Below are 23281 nucleotides of genomic sequence, written 5' to 3'. Positions count from 1 at the left end.
CCGCTCGCAGGCACGACCGCTCAGCCGATCAGGCGACGGGGGTCTCGGCGCCCTCGGCCGACTGCTCGGCCGCGATCTGCTCGCGCACCTTCTCCATGTCGAGCTCGCGCACCTGGGACACCAGGTCGTCGAAGACGGGGCGGGGGAGCGCGCCGGCCTGGGCGAAGACGCCGACGCCGTCTTTGAAGGCCATGATCGTCGGGATCGACGTGATGTTCATCGCGGCGGCGAGCTGCTGCTGGTCTTCGGTGTCGACCTTCGCGAACACGAGGTCGGGGTTCGCCTCGGAGGCGGCCTCGTAGTTGGGTGCGAACTGCATGCAGGGGCCGCACCAGCCGGCCCAGAAGTCGACGAAGACGGTGCCGCCCTCGAGGATCGTCTTCTCGAAGGTCTCAAGCGTCAGGGGAACGGTAGCCATGGTTCCAGCGTACGGTCTGCCGCTGGACGGACGCCCGGTGTTCGCTGCGAGCGACGCGAGCCTCATCCGGGGGGGCGATGTCAAGTCTGTTGCGCAGGCGCCACGGCGGATAGCCTCGGGCCTCAAGCGCCGTCAACGAAGACGGCCTCGCCTGTGAGGAGTGACATGTCAAGAACGACAAGGCAATCCCGTCGGGCCGGAGCGCTCGCGACCGCGATATCCGCGGTCGCCGCCCTGGCCCTCGTCCCCGCAGGAGCAGCACTGGCCGCACCCGGCGGCAACTCGTGCGAGAACCGCAACAACAACACGATCGCGAAACTCGTCGAATGCGTCGACGCCGATGCGGTGGTCGGCCATCTGGAAGCGCTCCAGGCGATCGCCGACGCGAACGGCGGCAACCGTGCGGCAGGTCTGCCCGGCTACGACGCGAGCGTCGAGTACGTGAAGGAGCAACTCTCCGCCGCCGGCTGGAAGGTGACGACCGACGAGTTCGACTACACCTTCGTCGGACCAGCCAGCCTGCAGCAGTTGACGCCGACCTCGACCGCCAGGGCGACCGAGTCGATGACCGGCACCGGCTACGGCACCGTGACCGGCACCGTCATCCCCGTCGACGTCGTCCTCGGGCAGCCGAACGGACTCACCGTCACGAGCGGATGCGAGGCATCCGACTTCACGGGCCTCGGATTCGACGCACCCGGCACCCAGATCGCGCTCATCCAGCGCGGCACGTGCGAGTTCGGCGTCAAGGCGCGGAACGCGCAGAACGCGGGCGCCGAGGCGGTCATCGAGTTCAACCAGGGCAACACGCCCGAGCGCTCGGTGCTCCTCCTGGGCACGCTCTTCGGGATCAACACCCAGCCGCTGGACGTTCCGGTGGTCGGGATCAGCTACGCCGACGGTGCGGCGCTCGCCGTGCCAGGCTCGACGGCGACGGTCACCGTGCCGAGCCCCGAGCAGCGTCCGCAGGTCAACGTGATCGCAGAGCTCCCGGGCAAGAACACGCACAATGTCGTCATGGCGGGCGCGCACCTCGACTCCGTCTCCGCCGGCCCCGGCATCAACGACAACGGCAGTGGCAGCGCTTCGCTCATCGCGGTGGCCGAGAAGCTGTCCAAGCTCAAGCCGGCCAACACCGTCCGCTTCGCATGGTGGGGAGCCGAGGAGGACGGCCTGCTCGGGTCGCAGGCGTACGTCGACGGCCTGAGCCAGGCGCAGAAGGACGACATCGCCCTGTACATGAACTTCGACATGGTCGGATCGCCGAACTACATCCAGATGGTGTACGACGCCGACGAGTCCAGCTGGCCGGCCCCGGTCGCGGTGCCCGCGGGCTCCGAAGCGATCGAGGACCTCTTCGAGAGCTTCTACACCGGCAACGCGATCCCGTACGACGACGCCGAGTTCAGCGGGCGCAGCGACTATGAGGCGTTCATCCTCGCCGGCATCCCGTCGGGCGGCCTGTTCACGGGCGCCGAGGTCGTGAAGACGGCCGAGCAGGCGGCGATCTGGGGCGGTACCGCGGGGGCGCAGTACGACCCGTGCTACCACCAGGCGTGCGACACGATCGACAACGTGAACCGCACCGCGCTCGACCAGAACGTCGACGCGATCGCCACCGCGGTGCTCGCCTACGCGTACTCCACCCAGTCGGTGAACGGGGTCAAGGGCGCGAACGTGCCCGGGGGCCTCTCGCTGCCGGCACCCGCCGGTCCCGAGCTGACCGTCAACAACCCGGGCGGCGGCGGTCTGGCACCCGGCCACGACCACGGTCAGGGCCACGCCGACGCGAGCTGATCCGGTCGGAACGCGAACGCGGGGCGGGGCCCGTCGCTTCGGCGGCGAGCCCCGCTTCCGCGTGCGGGCGCCCGGCCGGACGGCATGCGAGCGTCGCGCGGAGGCCGCGTCGGGGGCATCCGGCGAAGAAGTCCGAATTCGCGGGAATAAGGTGCATGGAGGTCCCGTTGGAGCAGATGTATGCAAATGCATACGATGGGATCGTCAGAAGGAACACCCAGGAGGGGCATCATGCAATTCGGAATCTTCACGGTCAGCGACATCACCCAGGACCCGACCACCGGACGCACCCCGACCGAGGCCGAGCGCATCCAGGCCACCCTGACGATCGCCAAGCACGCCGAAGAGGTCGGCCTCGACGTCTTCGCGCTCGGTGAGCACCACAACCCGCCGTTCTGGTCGAGCTCGCCCACCACGACCCTCGCCTACATCGCGGGCCAGACCTCGACCCTGCAGCTCACGACCTCGACGACGCTCATCACCACGAACGACCCGGTGAAGATCGCCGAGGACTTCGCGATGCTGCAGCACGTGTCGGGCGGTCGCGTCGACATCATGCTCGGCCGCGGCAACACCGGCCCGGTCTACCCCTGGTTCGGCAAGGACATCCGTCAGGGCCTGCCCCTCGCGCAGGAGAACTACGAGCTGCTGCACCGCCTCTGGCGTGAAGACGTCGTCGACTGGCAGGGCCGGTTCCGCACGCCGCTCCAGGGCTTCACCTCGACGCCGCGCCCCCTCGATGGCGTGCCGCCGTTCGTCTGGCACGGCTCGATCCGCACCCCAGAGGTCGCCGAGCAGGCCGCGTCGTACGGCGACGGCTTCTTCGCCAACCACATCTTCTGGCCGGCATCGCACACCCAGCGCATGATCGCCCTCTACCGCCAGCGCTTCGAGCACCACGGCCACGGCACCGCCGCACAGGCGATCGTCGGCCTCGGCGGGCAGGTGTTCATGCGCAAGAACTCGCAGGACGCGGTGCGCGACTTCCGCCCCTACTTCGACAACGCGCCCGTCTACGGGCACGGCCCGAGCCTCGAGGACTTCACGCAGCAGACCCCGCTCACCGTGGGCAGCCCGCAGGAGGTCATCGACAAGACGCTCGGATTCCGCGACTACGTCGGCGACTACCAGCGTCAGCTGTGGCTCCTCGACCACGCGGGCCTGCCCATGAAGACCGTGCTCGAGCAGCTCGACCTGCTCGGTGAAGAGGTCGTGCCGGTGCTGCGCCGCGAGTTCGCCGCGAACCGCCCCGCCGAGGTTCCGGATGCCCCGACCCACGCCTCGCTCGTCGCCGCCACGTACGGCGGCGAGGCGCCCCGCCAGGCGACGCCGAACGCGAACCGCGGCGACAACCTCGCCGGCCCGTCGCCCTACCAGGACGCGCAGGCCACCGCCGCCGCACCCGCACCCGTCAAGACCGGCTCGGCCTTCGGCCCCGCCGCCACGCGATAAGGAGCACGACCATGACCGACACCACCGCCGTCAAGCGCATCGTCGTCATCTCGTCGGGCCTGTCGACCCCGAGCTCGACGCGTCAGCTCGCCGACCGGCTCTCGGCCGATGCCGCGAGCATCCTGCGCGAGCGCGGCGTCGAGGTCGAGGTGCAGACCTTCGAGCTGCGCGACCTCGCGCACGACATCACGAACAACCTGCTGCTCGGCTTCGCGCCGCCGAAGCTCGAGGCGGCCCTCGAGGCCGTCGCCTCGGCCGACGGGCTCATCGCCGTCTCGCCGATCTTCACGACGAGCTACGCGGGCCTGTTCAAGTCGTTCATCGACGTGATCGACACGCAGGCGCTCACCGACCTGCCCGTGCTGCTCGGCGCGACCGGCGGCACGCCGCGGCACTCGCTCGCGATCGACTACGCGATGCGTCCGCTGTTCACCTACCTGCACGCGATCCCGGTGACCACCGGCGTCTACGCGGCCACCAGCGACTGGGGCGACGGCGGCGACGGCGTGCGCTCGCTGCCCGACCGCATCTTCCGCGGCGCGAAGGAGTTCGCCGACCTCGTCGAGCGCACCGACCGTGCGAACCTCGTGAACGACCCGTTCGCGCTCGACCGCCCCACCGGCCACCTCATCGGCGGTCTCGCGGGGGAGTGAACCCGTCCGAAGGCCCCTGCGTCGAACCCGGCGCCGGGGCCTTCGTCGTGCCCGGCGTCGAACCAGGGGAATCCGCCCTGGCCGAGCGCCCGGCATCCACGCGTGCGATGAGCCGGTCGACGCCGAGCCCGAGCACGATCGCCACGGGAATCGACACGAGCGTCGCGAGGAGCGGCTGATCGCCGAAGGCGGCACCGATGAGCGCACCGATGCCCACGTTGTAGCAGGCCCAGGCGACGCCGGCCGCGAGCGAGAGCGGCAGGTAGCGGCGCAGCGGCACCCCGCCCGCCCCCGCCGCGAGGTTCACGGCGATGCGCGCGAACGGCACGTACCTGGCCGTGAACACGAGCACGGCCGTGCGCCGGTGCACGGTGTCGCGTGCGCGCTCGAGCGCCCGGCCCACGCCCCCGCGCCGCTGCCACGCCCAGCGGTCGAGGCCCACGCGCCGCCCGATCAGGTAGCAGCACAGGTCGCCGACGACGGCCCCCGCCGCGGCGACCGGCACCACCGCCCAGAGCGACGGCGACCCCGTCGAGGCGGCCAGTGCGCCGAGCGCGACCACGAGCGTCTCGCTCGGCAGCACCACGAGGAACGCATCGCCCACCACGAACGCGAACAGCACGGGCAGCACCCACGATGAGGCGGCGATCGCATCGAGATCCACACGGGTGTTCTACCCGACCGAGGTGAACGGCAGGGGCGGATGCCGCGGGCGGCCGCCCGCGGCATCCGTCACCGTCGGGTTCGCTCCGCGTCGACGAGCGAGCCGGGCACGAGGTCCCACACCGCGTCGGTCGGCGGCGTCGCCGCCATGTCGAACCCGCGGAACCACGGCGCCCACCAGAGCACCGTGCCGACGGCCCACGCCGTGATGAGGTAGGCCGCCCAGCCCTGCGCCGCCGTGATGCCGGCGGCGATCGCGATCGCGAGGGGATCGTCGCCGCCGGCCGTGTCGTCGATCGCGGCGAGCAGCGTCGTCGCCGTGACCGCGATCACCATCGTGACCTCCGCGGCGAGCAGCACGACGAACAGGTGCCGCACGCGCATGGTCGTGGCGAACAGCGTGACCGTGATGCCCGCGACCACGACGGCTGCCGCGATCAGGCGCCACGCCAGCGAGCCCCACACGCCGTCGGAGACGAACGCCAGCGGCGATCGCGCCTGCTCGGCGATGCCATCGAGCCACTGCGGCAGCAGCGACGTCACGATCAGCGCGACCACGGTGAAGCCGACGAGGACCACCCACCGCAGCGGTCTGCGGCGGCGGGCGACGGCGACGGTCTGCAGCTGGCGATGCGTGAGCTCGGTGACGCCGATGAGCGTGACGAGCGCGATCCAGAACGGAAGCGTCCAGAGGCCGAACCTCAGCGAGACGACGAAGAACGCCGCCAGCAGCGCGATCGTGACAACGACGAGCGCGATGCGCGGAAGACGGGCGCGGCCCTCGGCGGTCGAGACCACCTGCTGCGCGCGGGTCGCATCGGCGAGGCGGTTCGCCGTGTCGTCGCCCAGATGCGCGTCGATGCGCCTCCGTCGCGCGCCGGCCGCACGCGCGGCCGTGACGAGTCGCACGAGCACGATGATCGCGGCCACGACGAGGGCCGCGCTCGCACCGAAGAGGCTCCGCGACACCGCCGCCGACTCGTCGAGCTGGCCGGTCAGCTGCCGCACCGAGAGCATCAGCCCGCAGGCGAACACGACGAGTGCGAGGATCAGCCGCGGCGTCGACAGCAGCAGCGGGGCGAGCACGAGCAGTGGGCGCATCAGCCACTGCCCCACCCGGACGGGCGAGAGCTTCCGCGACCCGCGCACCGTGGCCGCCGACAACGAGCGGACGACGCGGGTCGCGAGTGCGATGCGATACCCCGACCGGAGCGACTCCAGGTCCTGCGTGCCGCGCACCACCTCGGCGCGGATCGTCGTCGGATCCGACGTGACGGCCTTCGCGTACGGCCGCTCGGCGCTCGCGTTCATCTCGCGGAGGAGCGCGGCCTGCACACCGCCGAGCTCGGAGCCCGCGACGGCGGAGATGTTCGGGGCGACGTCCATCGACTCGAGGAACGACACGATGCCCGCCGACGCGTCGAGGCGGCCCCACCACCAGTCGTTCCGCCGCCAGTCGGTGCTGAGGAACCCGGCGAAGTTCGCGATCCGGAGCCCTGCGAGCTTCGACGACGAGTACAGCACGCGATCGTCGATCAGCCGGCGCAGCAGGTCGGCGTCGGCGAGGTCCTCGACGGGCTTGGCGAGTGCCGCCTTGTATCCGTCGAGCACCTGCGCATCGAGCAGGGTGCGGTACTCCGACACGGCTGCGGGCTGCGTGTCGGAACCGATCACGTGGAACCGCACCGGCGACGACGCCGTCGGCATTCCGCTGCCGCCGAAGATCAGCGGGAGTTCGGATGCCGGCAGCGGCGTGCCCTGCGTCGGCATGCGGTGCCACGGACTCTCGGCCCACTCCTCCTGACCCGGTTGCGCGGCGAGCACGGCGTTGGCGCGCTGGAGCCACCGGACGATTCCGTCGAGTCCCTGCCAGAGCGTCGTGCGGGTCGCCGAATCGTCGCCGTTCGCTGCGATCCACGTGCGCGCGACCGACTCGGCGCCCGCGGCCGAGAGCGGGGAGTCGGCGGGCGCGATCGCATCGACGCGGTCGAGCGCGGCGGCGATGCTCCCGTCGCGGAGATCCCGTGCATCGCGCAGCACGTCGTAGAGCGTCTCGCGGACGGCGGCGCGCGTTCGGCCGCGGTTGCCGTACGCGTCGTCGTCGGCCGCCCTGAGCGCGTCGTCGAACGCGTGCAGCCCCGTCGTGTTGCGGCCGTCGGCGTGGAGCCCGGACGTGTGGAACGTCTGGTCCTCGAGGGCGCGGATCCAGTCGAGCACGCAGAACGCGGTGTCGACGAGCGTCTGCGAGCCGAGCGAGATCGCGTCGTCGGCGATCGGCGGAAGGTCGGGCTCGCCGGGCATGGGCGCCACCTCGCCGCTGCGGCTCAGCTGGTCGAGCACGCGGCGCAATGCTGCGCCGACGCGCTGGATGCTGAGCCGGTCGAGCGCGCGCCGCTGCGGCCGGGACTCCAGGTTCGTGCCGAGCGTCCACTCGCCCGGCCGGGCGAACACCGTGCCGAGCAGATCGGCGTCGGTCGTCGAACGCATGCGCGTGTACGCGGCGAGCGAGCGGTCTGCCGGCTCCTCGTCGGCCGTCGGCGTGGGGTCGAGTCGCACGGCGAGCAGCTCGTCGCGGCCCTTGCGCACGATCGCGGCGGTGCGGTCGGCGTAGACCTGGTCGATCTCGTCTTCACCGGACTCGCTCGTGCGCTTGCGGAGCGCAGTGGGCACGGCGTACAGGAAGCGCGAGAGCCGGTCGTCGCGCACCTTCGGCTCGGGCGGCGGACGCATCGGGCCCTCGCCGTCGTACTCGGTGGCCCGCACGAGCGCCTTGGTGCGTTCCTTCGGCGACGGGTCGAGGTAGATGAGCGCCCGGTTGACGTGCTCGTTCGCGGGAACGTTGCGGACGGCGCGCAGCGCCCGGTCGATCGGGATGTTGTCGAGCACGCCGCCGTCGACGACGCGGAACGGATGCTTCGCGATCTCCGCACGATGCGCGCTGAACACGTTGCGCATGTCGGGCGTGTTCAGCTCGCCCGACGGCCGCAGGGGCTCGGTGCCCGAGTAGATGAGGGCCGGTTCGAACGCACCCGGGAACGACGACGTCGATCGGGCTGCATAGGCGAGGCGCGACCAGGCGATCGGCGCGTCGGTGTCGGCATCGGCGCTGCGGCCGGGGATGCCCCGGTCGGGCACCGGGTCGGTGTCGTCGCCGACGAAGCGGAAGTGCGCCCGCCCCTCGGCGGTTCCGCGCTCGGTCGTGTCGGTCGCGTCGATGAGCGTCGCCGAGAGGTCGACCACCACGTGCGGCGACGCGAGCGCGGCGCGGGCCGCGTCGGTCTCGGCGCGCATCGGTGCGGCGGCGCCGATCCCGTCGAGGTCGGATGCGGCATCCGCATCGCCCGTGCCACGCCGGTCGGTCGGATCGCCGGGCGCCGTCGCGCTGCTCGTCGCGCCTCCGACGTCGCCCGCGGCGATGCGCCCGAGCGCTCCCGCGAGCTCGGGCCAGAAGTAGGTGTCGCCGCGCAGTACCGAGTCGAACTGCGCCGGATCACCGGTCTGCAGGAGGCCCCACGCCGACCCGGTCGTGAGCCAGGTGCCGAGGATCCCGTCGAGGCCGACGCCGGCACGTTGCGCGACCGAGTACATGACCGCGTTCAGGCCGCCGGCGCTCGCCCCGGCGAGCACGTCGAACTCGACCCGGTCGTAGCCGTGGCGATGCAGCACGCGCGCGTAGGCGTCGGCCCGCAGCAGCAGCTCCTCGTCGGGGGCGGCGACGGGAGCGGCACCGGGAGCGCGCACGGCGGTGGGCGCCGGGCGGATCAGGAGCGCCTGCGCCGGGCCGTCGCCGATCTGGAACACGCGGATGCGGCGCAGCACGTCGAGCTCGGCGACGGCGCCGCCGATCCAGACGGCGAGGCTCACGCCGCCCTTCATCGCCAGCGCGACACGAAGCCCGCGTGCCGCGTACGGGCGCCCGCCCTTCGGCAGGAAGATCCGCGGATTGACGTCGCCGGCGAACTCGGGCGCCGGATCGGTGCCCTCCGGTTCGGGGAACGTGCCGTAGATGCGCGGCACGGCCCGCGCGTCGACCTGGTCGTTCGCGGCGGCATCCAGCCGCAGCATCACGTAGTCGTGCGGTACCCGTGCTGGGGTCGCTTCCGGATCTGGCATCGCTCGCTCCCTCGCGAAGACCCGTGTCGGTCGGCGACATGCTAGCGATCGGCGAGCACCGCCGGCATCAGGGCGCGCACCGAGTCACGAGGAGCGGATGCCGCGGACGGCCGCGGCCCGGCTCACCCGCCGCTCTTGCGGCGGAACTCCTGCTTCGTCGCGGCGTTGCCCTGCGCGTGGTCGACGGCACCGCGCCCGTCGAGGTGCGCCTCGCCGCCGCGCTGCTGCTTGTTCTTGCGCTCGAGGGCCTCGCGGAACTTGCGCTTGACGTCGTCGGAGGGGCCCGTGGTGGTCTTGTCGTCGTCGGCACTCATGGTTCGAGTCTAGGCGCGTGCGATCGGACGCCGGCCCCGTTCACGCCTGCGTGAGGTCGCGCGCCCGGAATCGCAGCAGCCCGAGCGCCCAGAACGCGAGCGCGACGAGCGAGAGCACGACGAGCGGCATGGCCTGGAGCTCGACGCCGGGAACCCGGGGCGTCGCGGCGAGGGGCGTGGCGTCGATGACCTCGTCGGGCAGGGAGAACAGCGGTCCGAACATGGCGATGATCACGCTCGCGCCGTAGACGATCCACGAGACGAGGATCGCCTGGTGCGGCAGCCACCCGGTGAGCAGCACCGTCACCCCGACGAGCACGAGCAGGCTCGGGATGTAGGCGGTCGAGGCCGCGAGGATGCGGGGCACCTGGTCGGGGTCGGACTGGCTCGCGGCGAACGCGAGGCCGAACACGAGCCCCGAGGCGACGAGGATCACGATGCCCCACCCGGCGGCCACGAGGTAGTGCGTGAGCGCCCACCTGGTGCGGGAGACCGCCCCCGCCAGCTGCGGCTCGAGCCGGCCGGAAGCCTCCTCGAGGCGCACCGAGGTGGCGGACTGCACGGCGAACGCGGCGGCGACCATCGCCGTCGCCATGACGAAGAGCCCGACGATGCCGTCGAGCACGGAGTCGGCCTGCCCCATGAACGCCTTCGCGTACGCGTTGCCCGAGTCGAGCAGGTCGGACATCGCCGAGGCGACGCCGCCGTAGAACAGGCCGCCGGCGAGGCCGCCGAGCAGCCATCCGATCATGGGCCCGCGCTCGAGGCGCACGGCGAGGCCGAGCACGCTCGCCAGAGAACCGGTGGCACGCGCGGGGCCGGGCCGGTCGGGCAGCACGCCGGCGCCGACGTCGCGCCGGGACTCGATGACGCCGGCCACGAGGCATCCGCCGATGCCGAGGCCGACGAGCAGCAGCAACGGCCACCACACGTTCTCGCCGAAGGAGCGCATGTTCTGCGCCCAGCCGATGGGGGAGGCCCAGCTGAGCGGGCTCGGGGTGTCGCCCTCGGCCTGCACATCGGCGATCGCCCGCACGAGGTACGAGACGCCGAGCACGATCGAGGCGAGCGAGTTGGCGGCCCGGCTCGTGGACGTGAGCTGCCCGGCCAGTGCGGCGATGCCGAGGAACGCGATGCCGACGCCCGCGATCGACGCGCCCATCGCGAGCGAACCCTCGGCGGGCAGGCCGAGGCCGATGCACGTCAGCCCGATGAGCAGGCCGATCGCGACGCTGAGCCCGCCGACGACGAGCTGGTTCGCGAGGCTGTAGGCGTGGTGCCCGACGGCGCCCGCCCGGATGAGCTCGGTGCGCCCGTTCTCCTCCTCGGCGCGCCCGTTGCGGGTGAGCAGGAAGATCGACGCGAACCCGATCGAGACGGCGAGCGTCATCCAGATCTTGATGTTCAGGATGCCGCCGAGCGTGCCTGCGCCGTAGGGCAGACCCGTGAGCGCGGCCACCGCCGGGGTGTTCGCGACGGCCGCGTAGGCGTCGCGCGACTCCTGGGTCGGGAAGGCGACCCGCTGCGACTCGTAGACCATCGCGACCATGCCGACGAGCACGATCACCCAGATCGCGAGCCGAAGCCAGTTGCGGCGCAGGACGAACCGGGTGAGGTCGGGGAACGCGGTGAAGGCGGCGACGGGGGGCGTGTGCCCGGGCGTCGCAGGCGTCGGTCGCGACGGCGCCGGTGCGAGCGCGGTCATGACGCGCTCGCCTTCGAGGCGACCGCGGCACCGGCCGCATCGTCGGTGGCGGGGAGCTCGACGCCGTAGTGACGCAGGAACAGCTCCTCGAGGGAGGGCGGGGTCGACACGAGCGAGCGCGGCGATCGCGCTGCGAGGTCGGCGAGCACGCCGCCGAGCTCGGCGTCGTCGACCGTGAAGCTCACGCGCTCGCCGTCGACGGCGAGGTCGTGCAGATCGGCGCGCCGGGCGAGCGTGCCCGCGCCGCCGGGCAGCACGACCGAGACCGACGTGCGGTGCAGGTGCCGGAGGTCGGCGAGGGTGCCGGCCTCGACGGTGCGGCCCGCGCGGATGATCGTGACCGAGTCGCAGAGCTTCTCGACCTCGGCGAAGATGTGGCTCGAGAGCAGCACGCTGCGCCCCTGGTGCGCGAGCTCGCGCACGACGTCGGTGAACACGCCCTCCATGAGCGGGTCGAGCCCCGACGTGGGCTCGTCGAGGATCAGCAGCTCGGCGTCGGAGGCGAGCGCAGCCACGAGCGCGACCTTCTGCCGGTTGCCCTTCGAGTAGGTGCGCGCCTTCTTGCCCGGATCGAGGTCGAAACGCTCGACGAGCTCGTCGCGTCGGGTGCGGTCGACTCCGCCGCGCAGGCGCGACAGGATGTCGATCGCCTGCCCGCCCGTGAGGTTCGGCCAGAGGTTCACGTCGCCCGGAACGTAGGCGATGCGGCGGTGGAGCTCGACCGCCTCGCGCCATGGATCGCCGCCGAGCAGGCGCGCGGCACCGGCATCCGCGCGTGCGATGCCGAGCAGGATGCGGATCGTCGTGGACTTGCCCGACCCGTTCGGCCCCAGGAAGCCCATGACCTGCCCCTGCTCGACGCGCAGGTCGAGGCCGTCGAGGGCCGTGACGGCGCCGAAGCGCTTGACGAGTCCGGCGACCTCGATCGCCGGGGTGGATGCTGCGTTCATGACTGCTCCGTTCGTGACTGCGCGTTCGGTGACTGCGCCTCGACGTACGCGAGGTACTGGTCGAGATAGGTCGAATCGGCGAAGACGCCGTTCGTGTAGAGCTCGATCGACGGCAGGGCGATCTGCTCGAAGGTCTTGGCGAGCACGGTCTTGAAGTCGGTCAGGTCGATCTCGGGGTGCAGCGAGAGCATCACGATGAGCCCGCCGACCGATTGGGTGACCATGAGCCGGGCACGCCCGACGGGGTCGAGACTCGGGCGCAGGATGCCGGAGGCGACCGCCTGCTCGGAGTACGCGGCCGCATCGGCGATGAGGTGCTCGATGAACGAGGCGCCCGCCGGGCTGCCGTCCTGCACGCTGCGGAGGATGTAGACGAGCATCGCGCCGTGCTCGTCGGCCTCGGCGAGCTGCGCCATGGCGTTCGCGGGGGACTCGAGCCCCTCGGTCTTGAGCGTGCGGTGGCGCTCGAGCACGGCGTCGTCGCACTCGGCCCGCAGCGCGTCCTTCGAGCCGAAGTGGTGGCGGATGAGGCCGGCGCTGACCCCGGCGCGGGCCGCGATCGTGCGGACCGATGCGCCGAACCCCTCGGCGGCGAAGCACTCGATCGCGGCGTCGCGCAGGCGCGCACGGGTCGTGAGGTCGCTCGGCGCGGGGTCGGGCACGGCGGCCGTCTCACTCGTGGGATCCGCCTCGGCTATACGCATGTATCGGATGCTACACGCGTGTATAGCAATCGTCCAGAGGGACGGAGGCCCAACCGTCGGCGACCAGCAGGTGAACCTTCGACGAAGCGGGGCGCGAACGGGCGAAACGACGGCTCATCAGGCCCCACGCTGGTGGTGTGAAGGTCGCACTCCTCGCAGAATCGTTCCTCCCGCACATGAACGGCGTGACGCACTCCCTGCTCCAGGTGCTCCGCCACCTCGAGCGACGCGGACACGACGCCCTCGTGATCGCCCCGCGATCCGGGCCGGGCGGCGCACCGCGCGACGGGTCGTTCGACGACCTGCACGGCGCCCGAACCGTGCTGCTGCCCTCCATGCCGCTGCCGACCTACCCCGACGTCCGCGTGACGCTCGCCGGCTCGCACAAGCTCGCCGCGCTCCTGCGCGAGCACGAGGCCGACGTCGTGCACCTCGCATCGCCCTTCGTGCTCGGCTGGCGAGGGGTCGTCGCGGCCCAGTCGCTCGGCATCCCGACCGTCGCGGTCTACCAGACCGACATCCCGTCGTACGCCGAGCGCTACGGGGTGCCCGGCGCGGCGCCCGCGCTCGCACGGCACATGGCGAAGCTGCACCAGCGCGCCACGATCACGCTCGCGCCCTCGAGCTCGGCCGTCGACCGGCTGACGGGGCTCGACGTCGACCCCGACCGCATCGCGCTCTGGCGGCGCGGCGTCGACACCGACCGGTTCGCGCCCTCGCGACTCAGCGACGACTGGCGCAGGCGGGTCGCCGGCGCGACGGACGACGAGGTCGTCATCGGCTACGTCGGCCGGCTCGCACCCGAGAAGCAGGTCGAGGACCTGCGCGCGATCGCCGACCTGCCGCGCACCCGACTCGTCGTCGTCGGCGACGGCCCGTCGCGGCCCGTGCTCGAACGGATGCTGCCGAGCGCCGTCTTCACCGGCTTCCTCGGCGGCGACGCGCTCGCCGAGGCCATGGCCGGCTTCGACGTGTTCGTGCACCCCGGCGAGAGCGAGACGTTCTGCCAGACGATCCAGGAGGCGCTCGCGAGCGGCGTGCCGGTCGTCGCCACCGGACGCGGCGGCCCGCTCGACCTCGTCGAGAACAGCGTCGACGGCTGGCTCTACCGCCCCGGCGACCTCGTGGAGTTCCGCGAACGCGTGCGCGACCTCGTCGGCGACGACGCCAAGCGCCGGGCGTTCGCCGTCCGGGCGCGCGAGGCCGTGCACGGGCGCGGGTGGGACGTGCTCGGCGACGAGCTGCTGGGGCACTACGAACGCGCGGTCGCAGGTTCCGGACGGGTCGCGACGCCGGTCACGACGCGCGAGCGCCGTGCCGCGGCATCCGCCCCACAGGCGCCGCCCCGCTGGACCCGCTACGTCGCCGTGGGCGACTCGCTCAGCGAAGGGCTCTGCGACACGTCGCGCATGGCAGCGGGGGAGTACCGCGGCTGGGCCGACCGCCTCGCGATGCTGCTCGCCCTCGCGAGCCCCGAGGGCGACCGCGTGTCGTACGCGAACGTCGCCGTGCGCAGCCGCAAGGTCGCCGACGCCGTCGAGACGCAGCTGCCCGAGGCGGCCGCGCTCGGCGCCGACCTCGTGAGCGTGCTCATCGGCGCCAACGACCTCGTCGGCCCGCGACCCGACGTGCACGCGCTCGCCGACCGGCTCGCCGCATCGGTCGCCGCCGTGCGTGCGACGGGCGCCGACGTGCTGCTCGTCACCCCGTTCATGCCGCAGCGCCCCGCCTCCCGCCTCTACGAGGCGCGCTTCGCCGCATTCGCCGACCGCATCGTCGGCATCGGCCACGACACGGGGTCGATCGTGCTCGACGTCGCCGCGATGCCCGCCCTCACGGTCAAGGGCATGTGGGCCGAGGACCGCGTGCACCTGAACTCGGCCGGGCACCGTGCGCTCGCCTACGAGGCGGCCAGGGCGCTCGGGGTTCCGGATGCCGCGGCCCTCGGCGCCCTCGAGCAGGCCGCGCACGAGCTCGACGCCGACGCCGCGGCCGACGACGCGTCCGCGCGCGACGGCCACATCGGCGACGCGGAGTGGCTCGTGCGGCACGCCGCGCCATGGGTCGCGAGGCGCCTGCGCGGCCGCACGGCGGGGGACGGACGCGACGCGAAGCGCCCCGAACTGCAGCCCGTGCTCGACGTCGCCGGGGCGACATCCGCTGTTCACGGGTGAAAAACCGCCCCTCTGCTAGGCTGTTCGAGGTTGCCGAACGGTCGCCGTGCAGGTGCACGGTGCCGAGAGGCGGCTGACGGAGCAGGCCGGCAGGAAGCTGGTCCCCTGTGGTGGATCACCAATCGACGACACGATCGAATGGTGGACTTCTACTGGTGGCCAGCGTGAACCCATCGTCCTGATGCGATTCGTATTGCCTGTTCCTGCTCCTGACGTACGAGTCGCGCCCATACGGGGTGCGACGAAAAACAAAGGAGAGAGACCTCTTGGAAGGTCCTGAAATCACGTTCGCCGAAGCCGTCATCGACAATGGCAAGTTCGGCACCCGCACCATCCGGTTCGAGACCGGCCGCCTTGCGCAGCAGGCGCAGGGCTCGGCAGTCGCCTACATCGACGAAGAGACCATGCTGCTCTCGGCGACCTCCGTCTCGAAGCAGCCGAAGGACCACTTCGACTTCTTCCCGCTGACCATCGACGTCGAAGAGCGCATGTACGCCGCGGGCCGCATCCCGGGCTCGTTCTTCCGTCGCGAGGGCCGCCCCTCCACCGAGGCGATCCTCACCTGCCGTCTCATCGACCGCCCCCTGCGCCCCTCGTTCGTCGAGGGCCTGCGCAACGAGGTCCAGGTCGTCGTGACCGTGCTCGCCATCGAGCCCGACGAGCTCTACGACGTGCTCGCCATCAACGCCGCGTCGCTCTCGACGCAGCTCTCGGGCCTGCCGTTCTCCGGCCCCGTCGCCGGTGTGCGCGTCGCGCTCATCGACGGCCAGTGGGTCGCGTTCCCGAAGCACTCGCAGCTTGAAGACGCCGTGTTCAGCATGGTCGTCGCGGGTCGCGTCATCACCGAGAACGACGGTTCGCAGGACGTCGCGATCATGATGATCGAGGCCGAGGCCACCGACAACGCGTGGAACCTCATCCAGGCCGGCGCCGTCAAGCCGAACGAAGAGGTCATCGCGCAGGGCATCGAGGCGTCGAAGCCCTTCATCAAGCAGCTCGTCGAGGCGCAGCAGCAGGTCGCGAAGACCGCCGCCAAGCCCACCGCCGACTACCCGACCTTCCCGCCCTACCAGGCCGAGGTCAAGGCCGCCGTCGAGGCGTTCGCGAGCGCCGAGCTCAAGGACGTCTACAAGATCGCCGGCAAGGTCGAGCGTCAAGACGCCGACGACGCGCTCAAGTCGCGCGTCAAGGAGCACGTCGCGGCCAAGGTCGAAGCGGGCGAACTGCCCGAGTCGGCCAACGCCGAGGTCTCCGCGGCCTACAAGTCGGTCACCAAGAAGGTCATGCGCACGCGCGTGCTCGAAGAGGGCGTCCGCATCGACGGCCGCGGCCTCGCCGACATCCGCCCGCTCGACGCCGAGGTGCAGGTCGTGCCCCGCGTCCACGGCTCGGCCATCTTCCAGCGCGGCGAGACCCAGATCCTGGGCATCACCACGCTGAACATGCTGAAGCTCGAGCAGTCGATCGACTCGCTGAGCCCGGTCACCAAGAAGCGCTACATGCACAACTACAACTTCCCGCCCTACTCGACCGGTGAGACCGGTCGCGTCGGGTCGCCGAAGCGTCGCGAGATCGGGCACGGCGCACTCGCCGAGCGCGCCCTCGTGCCCGTGCTGCCCACGCGCGAGGAGTTCCCCTACGCGATCCGTCAGGTCTCCGAGGCCCTCGGCTCCAACGGCTCCACCTCGATGGGCTCGGTCTGCGCCTCGACGCTGTCGCTGCTCAACGCCGGTGTGCCGCTGCGCGCACCCGTCGCGGGCATCGCGATGGGCCTCATCTCCGACACCGTCGACGGCGAGACCCGCTACGCGGCGCTCACCGACATCCTCGGTGCCGAAGACGCCCTCGGCGACATGGACTTCAAGGTCGCCGGCACGTCGGAGTTCGTCACCGCGATCCAGCTCGACACGAAGCTCGACGGCATCCCCGCCTCGGTGCTCGCCGGCGCGCTGACGCAGGCGAAGGAGGCTCGCACGACGATCCTCGCCGTGCTGAACGCCGCGATCGACGCTCCCGACGAGATGGCCCCGACCGCGCCCCGCGTGATCTCGGTGCAGATCCCCGTCGACAAGATCGGCGAGCTGATCGGCCCGAAGGGCAAGACGATCAACGCGATCCAGGACGAGACCGGCGCCGACATCTCCATCGAGGAGGACGGCACCGTCTACATCGGCGCCGTCGACGGCCCGTCGGCCGAGGCCGCCCGTGCCCAGGTCAACGCGATCGCCAACCCGACCAACCCCGAGGTCGGCGAGCAGTTCCTCGGCACCGTCGTGAAGATCGCCGCCTTCGGCGCGTTCGTCTCGCTGCTGCCCGGCAAGGACGGCCTGCTCCACATCAGCGAGGTGCGCAAGCTCGCCGGTGGCAAGCGCGTCGAGAACGTCGAAGACGTGCTCGGCGTCGGCCAGAAGATCCTCGTCGAGATCACGAAGATCGACGACCGTGGCAAGCTCTCGCTCGCTCCGGTCGTGGCCGAAGACGCCGATACCGAGGGTCGCGAGACCTCCGGCACGCACGCCGAGGCGCCCGCAGAGGGTGCTGACGCGTAGTCACCGCCTCTGACGCAGACCGATGCCCCGCCCGACTCGTTCGGGCGGGGCATCCGTCGTCTGCCACGCGAAGTGGGGCTGCCTGCCGTCGACGGCGGGGAGTATGGTGCGCCCCATGATGAAGAATGCTCGCTTAAGAAGGGGGCTTCCGTCTCGTCTCGGCGCCCTCGCGCTGATCTCCACGGCGCTGGTCGCCGGCCTCGCCGCCACGCCGGCAGCCGCACTGCCGACCACGGGCGCATCCGGCGCCGCATCCGCCGTCGCGACCGGATGGTCGCCCCCCGCAGCGCGCGCGTACGTCGCGCTCGGCGACTCGTACACGGCGGGTCAGGGCGCACCGCCCTATCGTTCCGAGGACTGCAAGCAGAGCAGGTACACGAGCTACCCGACCGTCGCGGCGCTCTTCAGCCTCTATCGACTGACCGAGAACAAGGCGTGCTCGGGCGCGACGGTCGCCGCCACCGGCGCGCAGCTGGTCGGCGTGAGCCAGAGCACCAAGCTCGTCACCCTCACGGTCGGCGGGATCGACGCCGGGTCGAACGAGGTGCTCGCGGCCTGCGCCGTGAACCCCGATCCGACCGTGGAGCCGTGCAAGAGCGCCCTCGCGCTCAGCGCTGCGAAGCTCGCCGCGCTCGGGCCCCAGCTCGTCGGCCTGTACTCCACGATCGCCGCGACGCTGCCGAACGCGAAGGTCGTCGTGCTGAACTACCCGCGGCTGTTCAATCCCGGCGTGGCGCCGCTCGGCGACCTCGTCAACCAGTCGAGCGATGCGCTGAACGCCGTGATCGCGGGCGCCGTCGCAGCGACCGCCAATCCGCGCGTCACGCTCGTCGACGTGACCCAGGAGTTCGCCGGGCACGGCATCGGCGCGAAGCTGCCGTACATCTCGTTCGATCCGGCCGACGTGCTGGCGACGGCGAACTTCCACCCGAACGCGCTCGGCAACGCGTTCGGCTACGCACGGGCGCTCGCGAACGACCGGGTGCTCAGCCGCTGAGGCGTCGGCTGCGGCCCGAACAGACGGATGCCCCGCCCGAGTCGTTCGGGCGGGGCATCCGTCGTGTGCGAGGGCACGCGGCAGGCTCGCGAGCGAGCGGATGCCGCGGGCGGGCGTCAGTACAGCTGCTGCACGCTGCTGCGGATCATCGCGTCGCGCTCGGCGAGTGCGGCGGCGGCCGTCGCCCGCGCCTCGAGCCTCGCGGCCAGGCGGTCGCGGTCGTTGCGCCGGGCGGCGCGTCGGAGGCCCCACTCGGCGATGCCGAGGCCGCTGCGGACGGCGAGCGAGGCGAGCGCGCCCGAGCCGGGGGAGAGGGTGGCGGTGGTCATCTCAGGGCTCCTTCGTGGTGGCGGCGGTGTCGGCGGAGTCGGCGGACTCCGCGGTCGGCTCCCCGCGCATGAGCGGGAAGGCGTTGATGTGGATCTGCACCGGGCGGGACCCCGGCGTCGGGGTGCGCTTGTAGGCGTCGATGTAGGTTTTCAGCACGACGTCGATGTCGGCGACGAGGGCGCCGAGCTGGTCGGGCGTGAGGCGCAGGTTGATGGTGTCGCTCGTCGCGATGTCGAGCCATTCGTCGCCGAAGACCTGGTCTCCCTCGAGCACGAACTCGCGGAAGTTCGTCTCGCGGGAGCGGAACCACTCGTCTTCGACGAGCTTCACGGCGAGGCGCTCGGCGCTGCCGGCGGGCAGGGATCGGGCGTCGGGGATCGCGATCGAGCCCGGCGTGCGCTCCCACCAGCGTTCGCGGCCCTTGCCGCGCGTGGTGTCCTCGCGCACGAGGCCCGCGCGTTCGAGCTGGCGCAGGTGGTAGCTCGTGGAGCCGCTCGACTCGCCGAGGCGTTCGCCCAGGCCGCTCGCGGTCATCGGGCCGTATGACGAGAGCTCGTCGTAGATGCGCACGCGCAACGGGTGGGCGAGCGACTTGAGACTCGACGACGGCAGCACGTGATCGATGCCGGGGTGCCGTGAGCTGCTGGGCTGCGAGCTGAGGTCTGCGGGTCCGTTGGTTGCCATGGTGCAAAGGTACCTCTGCAAAGACAGTATTGCAAACATTTCTTTGCAAGATGTTCTTTGCATCGCGATCCGATGTCGCGCGCCGGCTTCGCGACGGCGGCTCAGGCTCGCTCGAGACGGGCGATCGTCGCGTCGGCGAGGCGTCCGGCGCTGCCGGGTTCGCGGTCGAGGTAGAGCATGGGTTCCACGAGTTCGAGCTCCAGCACGGCCAGGCGCCCGTCGAGGCGCACCACGTCGAACCGGGCGTAGAGCAGGTCGAACGGCAGGCGGGCGAGCATCGACGCGATCTGCGCGACGTCGTCGGCCGCGGCATCCGCTCGCTCGACCGTGCCGCCGTAGATTCCGTGCGCGCGGAAGTCGCCCGCCGCCGGCCGCTTGCGCAGCGCATGGCTCAGCGAGCCGCCGACGATGACGAACGACAGCTCGCCCTCGTCGAGGATCGCGTTCGCGAAGGGCTGCACCATCACCTCGGCACCGGGCGGCCTCCCGCGCAGCACGGCGGCCAGCCCCGCGGCATCCGTTCGCTCGACGCCCGAGCCGCCGACGCCCACGGCCGGCTTCACCACGAGCTCGGACCAACCCGCCAGATCGACCGCGGCCAGGAGGCGCCGCGCGTCGGCCGGCGTTCCCCGGACGACGGGCACGACCGGAACGCCGAGGTGCTCGAGGTCGTCGAGGTAGCGCTTGTCGAGGTTCCAGCCGACCGCGTCGAGCGGATTCAGCAACGTGCACGTGGAACGGTCGACCCGCGTCAGGACCTCGACGAACTCGGCCGGCCGATCGACGTAGTCCCAGGTGCTGCGCAGCACGGCCCCGTCGAACCCGCGCCAGTCGACGCCGTGCGCCGACCAGGCGACGGGCTCGGCGTCGACGCCGCGTTCGCGGAGCGCCTCGATCAGCCGCCGATCGTCGTCGAACAGCGCCTCGACGTCGTCGATCTCCCACGTGACGAAGCTCGGGAGCCGTTCGCACCGCAGCACCGCGACGCGCATGGCGGACTCAGCTCGGCCGCTCGAGGAGCGGGCCGAGGCGGTAGGGGATCAGCTCGCCCATCGCGAGGGACGTCTCGGTGCGCTCGACGCCGCCGATCGCGAGGATCTCGCCGTCGATGCGGAACAGGTCGTGCGCGTCGCGGCACACCACGCGCACGAGCAGGTCGACCGACCCGGAGAGGCCGTGCGCCTGGATCACCTCGGGGATCTCGGAGATCGCGGCGACCACCTCGGTCAGCCGCTTCTGCTGGAGGTGCACCGAGACGAACGCCTCGAGCGGGTAGCCGATCGGCACCGGGTCGATGCTGCGTTCGAACGAGAGGAAGGCTCCGGATGTCTCGAGCCGCGCCATGCGCGCCTGCACGGTGTTGCGCGAGAGGCCGAGCCGATCGGCGAGGGCGACCACCGTCGCGCGCGGGTCACCGCCGAGGGCTCCGAGGAGCGCGCGGTCGACGTCGTCGTAGCCGGTCATACCGCCAGACGTTAGCACCCGATCGGGGCCTCCGGTTGAGCAACATGCTCAACCGAACTTCGAATGCTTGAGCGCAGTGCCATCTCGACGTACGCTCGCGGTATCCGGCAGTGTCGCCGGGTACGGCTGCTCACGAGGCGGTCGTCGAGAGCGAGGATCCACCCATGACCCCATCCGACCGCATCGCCACCGGGTTGCTGACCCGGCCAGACGGTTTCGCCCAGCTCATCACCCCCGAGGGTGAACGCCGCGCCGACCCCGACCTCGATCGCTGGGTCGTCGACATCGACACCGAGGCCCTTCGCGGCCTCTACCGCGACATGTCGGTGCTGCGTCGCATCGACTCCGAGGGCATCGCGCTGCAGCGTCAGGGCGAGGTCGGACTCTGGCCGCCGCTGCTCGGACAGGAGGCGGCCCAGGTCGGCTCCGCTCGGGCGCTCCGCTCCGACGACTTCGTGTTCGGCAGCTACCGCGAGCACGGCGTGGCCTGGGTCCGCGGCATCGACCCCGCCGACGTGCTCCGCGTCTGGCGCGGCGCCGCGTCGTCCGGCTGGAACCCGTACGACTACGGCATGGCCGTTCCGCAGATCATCATCGGCGCCCAGTCGCTGCACGCGACGGGCTGGGCGATGGGCGCGAAGTGGGACGGCTCGGATGCCGCGGCCGTCGCGTACTTCGGCGACGGCGCCACGAGCGAGGGCGACGTGAACGAGGCGCTCGTCTTCGCCGCGAGCTTCGAGGCGCCCGTCGTGTTCTTCTGCCAGAACAACGGCTGGGCGATCTCCGAACCGGTCGGCCTGCAGTCCAAGCAGCCGCTCGCGCAGCGCGCCGACGGCTTCGGGGTGCCCGGCATCCGCGTCGACGGCAACGATGTGCTCGCCGTGCTCGCGGCGACCCGCGTCGCCCTCGACCGCGCCCGGCGCGGCGGAGGCCCGACCTTCATCGAGGCCGTGACCTACCGCATGGGCCCGCACACGACGGCCGACGACCCGAAGCGCTACCGCACCGACGATGAGCTCGCCGACTGGCGCGCCCGCGACCCCATCTCCCGGGTCGGGGCGCTGCTCGCGGCATCCGGACTCGACCTCGAGACCCTCGAGCGCGAGGTCGAGGTCGAGGCCGCGCGCGCGGCCGGCGAGCTCCGCGCCTCGATCGCGACCATGGCCGACCCCGAGCCGATGACGGTGTTCGACCACGTCTACGCCGAACCGCATTCGCACCTCGACCGCCAGCGCGAGCAGTACGCGAGGTACCTCGCCCAGTTCGACGACGGAGCATCCGGGGCCACCGAGGGAGGCGCACGATGACCACGCTCACGCTCGGCGGCGCCATCAACGCCGGACTCCGCCGTTCACTCGCGAACGACGACCGCGTCGTGCTCATGGGCGAGGACATCGGCACGCTCGGCGGCGTGTTCCGCATCACCGACGGGCTCAAGGCCGAGTTCGGCGCGCACCGCGTCGTCGACACCCCGCTCTCCGAGGCCGGCATCATCGGCACCGCGGTCGGCCTCGCCTATCGCGGCTACCGACCCGTCGTCGAGATCCAGTTCGACGGGTTCATCTACCCGGGCTTCGACCAGATCGTCGCGCAGGTCGCGAAGCTGCACCGCCGCTCGCGCGGCACCGTGAAGATGCCGATCACGATCCGGGTGCCGTTCGGCGGCGGCATCGGCGCGGCCGAGCACCACTCCGAGTCGCCCGAGGCGTACTTCGCGCACACCGCAGGACTGCGGGTCGTCTCGTGCTCGGATGCCGCCGACGCCTACGTCATGATCCAGCAGGCCATCGCGAGCGACGACCCCGTGCTCTTCTTCGAGCCCAAGCGCCGCTATCACGTCAAGGGCGAGGTCGACGATCGGGCGAGTCTCGCCGACGCCAAGCCGATGGGCATCGCGTCGGTCGTGACCTCCGGAACCGACGTCACGCTCGTGACCTACGGGGCGCTCGTGCAGATCGCGCGCGACGCGGCCACCGCCGCGGCGGAGGAGGGCGTGTCGATCGAGGTCATCGACCTGCGTTCGCTCTCGCCGCTCGACCTCGGCACGGTCGCGGACTCGGTGCGTCGCACCGGGCGGCTCGTGATCGCGCACGAGGCCGGGCAGCAGCTCGGACTCGGCGCCGAGATCGCGGCGAGCATCACCGAGCGGTGCTTCGAGTACCTCGAGGCGGCGCCAGTGCGCATCACGGGGCACGACATCCCCTACCCGCCCGCGAAGCTCGAGCGCTACCACCTGCCCGACCTCGACCGCATGCTCGACGGCGTCGACCGCGCGCTCGGCCGGCCCAACTCGCTGAGCGGGGTGGAGGCGTGA

At 71.6% G+C, this 23281-nt stretch carries 19 protein-coding genes; 8 read left to right on the top strand and 11 right to left on the bottom strand.

What is annotated here, in order from left to right:
* Nucleotides 1-28 precede the first annotated feature (28 nt).
* Nucleotides 29-418, bottom strand: a complete 390-nt coding sequence (locus GQR16_RS07765) for a thioredoxin family protein (RefSeq protein ID WP_157414588.1) — start codon at nt 416-418, stop codon at nt 29-31.
* Between the two features lie 165 nt (nt 419-583).
* Between GQR16_RS07765 and GQR16_RS07760 the strand changes: the two genes are divergently transcribed.
* The 3 genes from GQR16_RS07760 to GQR16_RS07750 all read left to right on the top strand — a co-directional run bounded on the left by GQR16_RS07760 (nt 584) and on the right by GQR16_RS07750 (nt 4320).
* Nucleotides 584-2215, top strand: a complete 1632-nt coding sequence (locus tag GQR16_RS07760; RefSeq protein WP_157414587.1) for a M20/M25/M40 family metallo-hydrolase — start codon at nt 584-586, stop codon at nt 2213-2215.
* Between the two features lie 231 nt (nt 2216-2446).
* Nucleotides 2447-3667: an LLM class flavin-dependent oxidoreductase gene (locus GQR16_RS07755; protein WP_157414586.1), complete on the top strand. Its 1221-nt coding sequence runs from the start codon at nt 2447-2449 to the stop codon at nt 3665-3667.
* A gap of 11 nt (nt 3668-3678) precedes the next feature.
* Nucleotides 3679-4320, top strand: coding sequence for an FMN reductase (locus tag GQR16_RS07750; RefSeq protein ID WP_157414585.1), 642 nt, complete (start codon nt 3679-3681; stop codon nt 4318-4320).
* Here the strand turns inward: GQR16_RS07750 and GQR16_RS07745 are convergent.
* The 6 genes from GQR16_RS07745 to GQR16_RS07720 form a co-directional block, all read right to left on the bottom strand.
* Nucleotides 4295-4984, bottom strand: coding sequence for a DedA family protein (locus GQR16_RS07745; protein WP_157414584.1), 690 nt, complete (start codon nt 4982-4984; stop codon nt 4295-4297). The two genes, GQR16_RS07750 and GQR16_RS07745, sit on opposite strands and share 26 nt — an antisense overlap.
* Before the next feature lie 68 nt (nt 4985-5052).
* Nucleotides 5053-9096, bottom strand: coding sequence for a DUF3376 domain-containing protein (locus tag GQR16_RS07740; protein ID WP_157414583.1), 4044 nt, complete (start codon nt 9094-9096; stop codon nt 5053-5055).
* A gap of 122 nt (nt 9097-9218) precedes the next feature.
* Entirely contained in the window at nt 9219-9410 is a 192-nt protein-coding gene (locus GQR16_RS07735; protein ID WP_067877772.1) for a DUF5302 domain-containing protein, read from the bottom strand.
* Between the two features lie 40 nt (nt 9411-9450).
* Nucleotides 9451-11115 (bottom strand): ABC transporter permease, encoded by a 1665-nt coding sequence (locus GQR16_RS07730; RefSeq protein ID WP_157414582.1) that lies wholly within the window; start codon nt 11113-11115, stop codon nt 9451-9453.
* Nucleotides 11112-12065: an ABC transporter ATP-binding protein gene (locus GQR16_RS07725; RefSeq protein WP_157414581.1), complete on the bottom strand. Its 954-nt coding sequence runs from the start codon at nt 12063-12065 to the stop codon at nt 11112-11114. The genes GQR16_RS07730 and GQR16_RS07725 overlap by 4 nt, the downstream gene beginning before the upstream one ends.
* Nucleotides 12062-12769, bottom strand: coding sequence for a TetR/AcrR family transcriptional regulator (locus tag GQR16_RS07720; protein ID WP_157414580.1), 708 nt, complete (start codon nt 12767-12769; stop codon nt 12062-12064). The genes GQR16_RS07725 and GQR16_RS07720 overlap by 4 nt, the downstream gene beginning before the upstream one ends.
* A gap of 137 nt (nt 12770-12906) precedes the next feature.
* On the opposite strand from GQR16_RS07720, the gene GQR16_RS07715 reads away from it, so the two are divergent.
* The 3 genes from GQR16_RS07715 (at nt 12907) to GQR16_RS07705 (ending at nt 18489) form a co-directional block, all read left to right on the top strand.
* Nucleotides 12907-14943, top strand: a complete 2037-nt coding sequence (locus tag GQR16_RS07715; RefSeq protein WP_157414579.1) for a glycosyltransferase — start codon at nt 12907-12909, stop codon at nt 14941-14943.
* A gap of 266 nt (nt 14944-15209) precedes the next feature.
* Nucleotides 15210-17492, top strand: a complete 2283-nt coding sequence (locus tag GQR16_RS07710; protein WP_157414578.1) for a polyribonucleotide nucleotidyltransferase — start codon at nt 15210-15212, stop codon at nt 17490-17492.
* 115 nt (nt 17493-17607) lie between these two features.
* Entirely contained in the window at nt 17608-18489 is an 882-nt protein-coding gene (locus GQR16_RS07705) for an SGNH/GDSL hydrolase family protein (RefSeq protein WP_170298438.1), read from the top strand.
* Between the two features lie 116 nt (nt 18490-18605).
* Here the strand turns inward: GQR16_RS07705 and GQR16_RS07700 are convergent, their stop codons facing one another.
* From GQR16_RS07700 to GQR16_RS07685, 4 genes are all read right to left on the bottom strand, one after another.
* Entirely contained in the window at nt 18606-18818 is a 213-nt protein-coding gene (locus GQR16_RS07700; protein ID WP_157414576.1) for a hypothetical protein, read from the bottom strand.
* A 1-nt stretch (nt 18819) separates the two neighbouring features.
* Complete coding sequence (locus GQR16_RS07695; RefSeq protein ID WP_170298437.1) at nt 18820-19503, bottom strand: ArsR/SmtB family transcription factor; 684 nt, start codon at nt 19501-19503, stop codon at nt 18820-18822.
* 101 nt (nt 19504-19604) lie between these two features.
* Nucleotides 19605-20495 (bottom strand): ATP-grasp domain-containing protein, encoded by an 891-nt coding sequence (locus GQR16_RS07690; RefSeq protein ID WP_157414574.1) that lies wholly within the window; start codon nt 20493-20495, stop codon nt 19605-19607.
* A gap of 7 nt (nt 20496-20502) precedes the next feature.
* Entirely contained in the window at nt 20503-20967 is a 465-nt protein-coding gene (locus GQR16_RS07685; protein WP_157414573.1) for an Lrp/AsnC family transcriptional regulator, read from the bottom strand.
* Nucleotides 20968-21131: 164 nt separating this feature from the next.
* Here GQR16_RS07685 and pdhA point away from each other — a divergent pair, with 164 nt between their 5' ends.
* Both pdhA and GQR16_RS07675 read left to right on the top strand, forming a co-directional pair.
* Complete coding sequence (gene pdhA, locus GQR16_RS07680; protein ID WP_157414572.1) at nt 21132-22274, top strand: pyruvate dehydrogenase (acetyl-transferring) E1 component subunit alpha; 1143 nt, start codon at nt 21132-21134, stop codon at nt 22272-22274.
* A complete protein-coding gene (locus GQR16_RS07675; protein ID WP_157414571.1) occupies nt 22271-23281 on the top strand; it encodes an alpha-ketoacid dehydrogenase subunit beta in 1011 nt (336 codons plus the stop codon). The genes pdhA and GQR16_RS07675 overlap by 4 nt, the downstream gene beginning before the upstream one ends.

Origin of the sequence: Agromyces allii, assembly GCF_009749385.1 — a bacterium.
GTDB lineage: Bacteria > Actinomycetota > Actinomycetes > Actinomycetales > Microbacteriaceae > Agromyces > Agromyces allii.
Note: the sequence above shows the minus strand (reverse complement) of the source record. Positions and strands in the feature narration are given on the sequence as shown.